Here is a 2,226-nt window from a genome sequence, read left to right as displayed (position 1 = left end):
TAGTGGGGGTTTGAGAATTAAAGTCTATCCCACATATTCACCCCCAAAATATCGCCTAAATCATCTAAAAATATTTCTATATTGTAAGGCTCGATACCAAAGTTTAAAAGCTCCTTGCCTAAATAAATTTGTGTAAATATTCTAGGGCTTGTTTTTCCATTCTTTTCATACACCTTAAACATATCAGCCCCGTGAAAAGCTCTATTTCTAATCATTCTATAAAGGTTTAAAGCAATTTGCACTTGTATATGTGTATAAATTCCATCTTCTCCTTTATATAATTTAATTCTATCTTTATTATTAGAGCAGTATTTTCTAAACTCAAATCCTTTACTATTAAAAACAATATTTTCTAATTTTTCATCAAATATAAGCCTAATCAAAGCCCCTAAACTAGGAGCGCTATGACCTTCGCAAATGCTTATATATTCATCTAAAACTATATTTTTTACTCTTTTTCTTATTTCGTTTTCAATAGCTAAAATTTTGCCACTAATATGCTTTATAAATAGTATATTTTCAATCATTTTAACCTACCTTTAAGCAAATATTAATCAATTTTGTATAACATCTCATCACATCTTAGGGGCGGATGGGTCGCCCCCCGCTTTTGCGGGTCTTTCATCAAAACTTTTCACAAATATTTCACATTTTTTAATTTTGTTGACTTATTAGAATAAAAAATGTTAATATATTTCCGACAGTTCCCTAAGAGCCTCTTAACAATGCGCAACCCTTAAGGACTTTAAAAGCTGATTATGGATAAAAAAACATATAATAAACCCCACAGAACTTGGCAAGAACAATTAGAATTGTTAAGATCTAAAAATTTAACTATTTTAAATGAAGATTTTGCTTTAGAAAAATTAAGAAATTTAAATTATTACAGATTAAGTGCATATTTTTTACCTTTTTATGATGATAATAAGAATTTTATTAAAAATACCATTATAGGCAATTGTAGAAGTAATGTCGTTTGGCACTTTATTTAAAATAAAACACCAATATGAAAGAAAAAACAATAAATATTATTAAATAACTAAAATTGTATTAAGACTTTTTTCTCGGTAGCGTTGTTTTTAGATAATCAATATGTTCTGCTAAATCTTCTCTTATTTTCATATGCATTGGATCAAGCACAAAATGAAGCCCTTCTTTTCTAGCTAATTTAGCAGCAGGGACAAAATCACTGTCTCCAGAAATTAACACTATTGTATCCACCAATTTTTTATAGCTTAAATGAGCAACATCTAAACCTATTTTCATATCAATACCCTTTTGTTTTGCTTTATAATGTAAGTCATCAGCACCAATATCATCAAATTGTATTTTACCCTTTAATAAATCATCATATTTATCGCTATTAATTTGCCATTTTGCATTTTTTTCATCTAAATATCCAAACCTAAGTGCAAAACAAGGTAAATTTATAATTTCTTTGTGAAGGTTATTTCTTAGTTCAGCTACAGGACTATTTGATAAATCAATAGATTTTTTACTTATTGGATTATGGCATTTTTTCATAAGCGGCTTACAATCATAAAAATATATTCTATAAAGCATTTCAAAGTCCTTATCAATATGCTTCATACAATGTATTTGCAAGGCTTTTGCTAGTGTCTTGTAATCCAAATCTTGAGTTCTTACTTTAAAAAATTGACAATACATTTTGATATAAAACTCACCATCAACTAATATTGCAACTTTTCTTTTCATTATCTTCCTTTTTTAAGCCTAGGTCAAGAACGCCTAGGCTTTAATGCTAAGGGTTTGCTAGTTTATAAATGTCTTAAACAGGTACTGCCAAAGCATATTGAACCCATTCTAAAAATTAACAGTTAATGATTAGTAATTAAATATTCAATGTTCAAGCATTGATTAAGTCCTTTATAACACACAAATATTTCACATTTTCACAAGTTTTTCACAAAATCCTAATTCTAATTTCAAATTCCGTGAAATTTCGCACTCTCAAATCCTATTCATTTCGGTTAGCTCGTTTAAAAACGAGCTAACACAAGGCTTTTTACGATTTTTTCCTAACAGAAAAAATCACAAAAAGCCACCTATCCCCACATCACAATCACATTTTTAAAAATTTTTTCACATTACCCCTAAAGTTATTTTTTAGCACACCGATATAGTTGTAACTTGATAAGGAAATCAAGACAATTATTTTTTTAAGGAGAAAATTATGGGATTCAGAATTAACACAAACGTGGCGGC

3 protein-coding genes are annotated in these 2,226 nt (G+C 28.5%); 1 reads left to right on the top strand and 2 read right to left on the bottom strand.

All coding sequences use genetic code 11. The features are described 5' to 3' along the window. Positions 1-17 precede the first annotated feature (17 nt). Entirely contained in the window at positions 18-527 is a 510-nt protein-coding gene (locus AVBRAN12642_RS09585) for a hypothetical protein (protein ID WP_336608302.1), read from the bottom strand. Positions 528-758: 231 nt separating this feature from the next. On the opposite strand from AVBRAN12642_RS09585, the gene AVBRAN12642_RS09580 reads away from it, so the two are divergent. Beyond that, positions 759-992 (top strand): hypothetical protein, encoded by a 234-nt coding sequence (locus AVBRAN12642_RS09580; RefSeq protein WP_336608301.1) that lies wholly within the window; start codon positions 759-761, stop codon positions 990-992. 58 nt (positions 993-1,050) lie between these two features. Here the strand turns inward: AVBRAN12642_RS09580 and AVBRAN12642_RS09575 are convergent, their stop codons facing one another. Next, a complete protein-coding gene (locus tag AVBRAN12642_RS09575) occupies positions 1,051-1,716 on the bottom strand; it encodes an NYN domain-containing protein (protein WP_239803127.1) in 666 nt (221 codons plus the stop codon). Positions 1,717-2,226: the final 510 nt, after the last annotated feature.

Source organism: Campylobacter sp. RM12642, from assembly GCF_020137635.1.
Classification (GTDB): Bacteria; Campylobacterota; Campylobacteria; order Campylobacterales; family Campylobacteraceae; genus Campylobacter_E.
The sequence above is the reverse complement of the archived record's forward strand: the minus strand, read 5'-3'. Positions and strand labels throughout refer to the sequence as shown.